The sequence below is a fragment of the Defluviimonas sp. D31 genome (assembly GCF_033436765.1).
Taxonomy (GTDB): domain Bacteria; phylum Pseudomonadota; class Alphaproteobacteria; order Rhodobacterales; family Rhodobacteraceae; genus Albidovulum.
On the sequence record NZ_JAWQFN010000053.1, the window covers coordinates 1 to 2,896 of the forward strand.

At 55.6% G+C, this 2,896-nt stretch carries 3 protein-coding genes and 1 pseudogene; all 4 read right to left on the reverse strand.

Annotated features, from left to right (window positions below; all coding sequences use genetic code 11):
* On the reverse strand, positions 1-140 hold a 140-nt coding region (locus R5H32_RS20780; RefSeq protein WP_318340545.1), incomplete at its 3' end, for a transposase.
* 61 nt (positions 141-201) lie between these two features.
* On the reverse strand, positions 202-573 hold the full coding sequence (locus tag R5H32_RS20785) for a hypothetical protein (protein ID WP_318340543.1): 372 nt from the start codon (positions 571-573) through the stop codon (positions 202-204).
* A 17-nt stretch (positions 574-590) separates the two neighbouring features.
* Positions 591-2,645 carry a hypothetical protein gene (locus R5H32_RS20790; protein WP_318340544.1) on the reverse strand — a complete coding sequence of 685 codons (2,055 nt, stop codon included), beginning with the start codon at positions 2,643-2,645 and terminating at the stop codon, positions 591-593.
* Between the two features lie 167 nt (positions 2,646-2,812).
* Positions 2,813-2,896, reverse strand: a pseudogene (locus R5H32_RS20795) (IS5/IS1182 family transposase); the annotation flags it as partial.

Consider the following 2,896-nt stretch of genomic DNA (forward strand, 5'->3'; position numbering starts at 1 on the left):
CACCTCAAACCATTGCGATTGATGAAGATAATTCCACTCAGGACGCGCCGGTCGTCCACACGCGGCTTGCCATGGCTCTTGGGGAAGAAGGGCTGAAGACGCGCCATTTGCTCGTCCGTCAGCCAGAAAAGGTTGCTCATGCTCAGGTCTCCTTGCGGAGCCTGAATCACGCCGAAAGTCGGAAATCAATGGGTCTGGAGCCTAGGGTTTTTTGCCGCCGTGCAGAAACTTTGCGTACCCATTGAGCTCGTGGATAACCTTCATTGACAGCACAGTCTCGAGATCATGCAGCGCCTTGTGGAGCTTGTGATCGTTGTTGCCCTTCACGCCCATGTGGATCAGCTTCAAGTACTTGGAAGCCTCATTGTCGGCGTCGGACACCGCTTTCTGAGCTGCCTTCTTGAGACTGTCGATTTTGTCTTGCCCGGTATAATCCGTGTAGGCGTCATAAGATTTTTCGGCTTTATCTAGCTTCGGGCCAAGTTTGTTTTTGGGCAAGAAATCCGCAGGCAAGCCGTTCTTGATCGCATGGTTTTTCGCATTACTCCAAGTCTTGCGTAAATTGCTGGTCATGACATCTCCCCTTCTATTTAGTCCATTTCGCCTTGTGCCAAGCTGTAATCGTCCAGATGTATGTAGTTGACGTTCGCGTAATCCCAGCGACCAACCACGCTGCGATCGCTGTCGTTGCGCATCAAGGTGTAGCGGTCCATCAGAACCCAGACCGATATGCCGAACGGCTGCTCACGCGCTGAAAGCGTGAATTCCCGCGTGATATCCTCGGTCTGCTCGGTCTCGACTTCGTCCGTGACCTGCACCTGCAGTTCCTTCTCGACCTCGAACTTGATCTCGGGAGAAAAGACATCGAGCATCTCTAGGGTGCCCTCGACCGAGACGTTCATCCGGATCGTATTGGTCATGTCCTCCGTATGGGTCGATTGGACTCTCTTGATTTTTTGCTGTGTGACTTTGCTTTCGGATTGTGCGGGGTATTCTACGCTGCTGTTGCGGTGCCAGAATTGTTCGCGCCGCAGGATATAATACGGCATGCGGCGGCGGTTCGCATTGTAGAAGCGGCTGTCGTCGACATGCCGGTAGTGTAGCGTGACTTCGCCCACGAGTTCCGGGGCGGTGTCGGCCGGCGGCATCGGCGCGCCAGCCTCCACGCGCGGAAACGGCTGGATGGCGAAGGGTGCAATCTCCCCAGTATCGAGAGCGGGCGGATCGAGGAAATCGGCACCGACGAGGATGTTGCCATCCCCCGCGGCGACCTGCGAAAAGACGAACACCGGATCGCCGGGCAATTGGATCTGCGTATCGACGCCATCGAGCGGACCGAGACCAACCCTCGCCCGCTCCTTAATATCGATGCTGTCGACGATCCCGGCCTGAATCGCCTGCGCGATCCCTGTGATAATCGCCGTAAAGCCCGCAAGAATGGGGCCAGCCGCCGGACCCGCGAAGACCGCGAGCGGCGCACCTAGCCATTTCACAACGTCTTTGATCCCGTGGACCTCGAAATTGCCCTTGAATTCTGGCTTTGGCGCATCGTCGTTGTGCGCCCCCGTCTTCAAATCGAAGGTCAGAAGACCCGCTTCGTCCACTTTGAGCACGAGGTCAAACGTAAGGGATTTTTTTATAACGACCTCGACGATCGAGAAATCCACGCCGTCAGGACCGTCGTCGCTCTGCAGATGTTCGCGTGTCTCGAGGATCAAGTCGATCTTAATGCGATCGTCTTTTAGGACCGCCTCCGCGCCGTGAACGAACATGCCGCGGCGCTCGAGTTTCAGATCACCCTTCTGATGCAACCGCGCCGGAAGCGGTGCTGGATCCAGCACTAATTCGATGCCCGGGAACGCCTTTTCTAGTATTGGCTGGGCAATAGCAGACAGCAACACCCTGTCTGACAGGACAAGGACCGCGTCGTGACCTTTCCCGCTCTCGGTGGCAACAAACGGGGTCACAAACCCGTTCTGAGCGTGTTCGTCGGCAGCCGTGGGTAGGGGCTCGCCCCGTGTCATGAGCAGGAAATCCAGTTCACCGATCTCGGGATGTTCTGGCGCACAGGACGCAGCCATCGCAGCAGCGGTGGGCGCGAGCGGTCCAACAGTGTCCGGAACTTTCGGCACCTGAATGCGGCTTATCAGAAGCTGGCGATTGTCTACGGCCTTTTGCATCTCGGAAACCATGCCACGCATTACATCCTGCATCATCGCAAGGTCCGCAGTGTCCAGTTCTAGGCTGAACGCGTCGATATTCGATATCTCGGTGAGGTCCAGATAGATCGCCTGCGCCGTGAAGTTCACGTCGTGAAAATGCTCGACATTTAGCCGGTTCAGGTCCGTTTCGAAGGACACGGATTTGCCGCCGAGCTTGTATTCCTTCTTTTTGACCGTATCGGTTTCGAAATCGACGGTTTTCTTGACGAGCACGCCAGAAACGAAGGGCAGCATCAGGCGGACGCGCGATTGTTCATTTGGAAGAAACCTGACCGCCGGAGTCCCCAGCTTTGCCTTCTTGAGGTGCCAATCCTCACCGGACAGCTCGATGTCGGCCACTATCCCGTCGCTCATCATCTTGGAAAGCCCCTTGTTCAGAGCTGCCTGAGAAATGCCGATCACGGCGTCTGTCGAAATCTTCATGACAAGTCTATGCCTTTCAATTTTATTGGGGGAATTTGAGCGGCACACCACTGAAAACGATAGAAGAACGAATCGTAACGATGACCAATTCTCAGTCTAACGATCTCGAGGAACGATGTTAATTCTAGAAGCGCAGGGGCCCTGTTAGGCTCCAGACTCATTGATTTTCAAAGCCAGAACATGACGGTTGCGGCGAGGGCGACGGCGGACAGGAAGACCTTTGGGCATCGATCGTAGCGGGTTGCAACGCG

Excerpts from the sequence above, each read along its gene's own strand:
- R5H32_RS20785 (WP_318340543.1), bottom strand. The coding sequence starts at position 573 with ATGACCAGCAATTTACGCAAGACTTGGAGTAATGCGAAAAACCATGCG.
- R5H32_RS20790 (WP_318340544.1), bottom strand. The coding sequence starts at position 2,645 with ATGAAGATTTCGACAGACGCCGTGATCGGCATTTCTCAGGCAGCTCTG.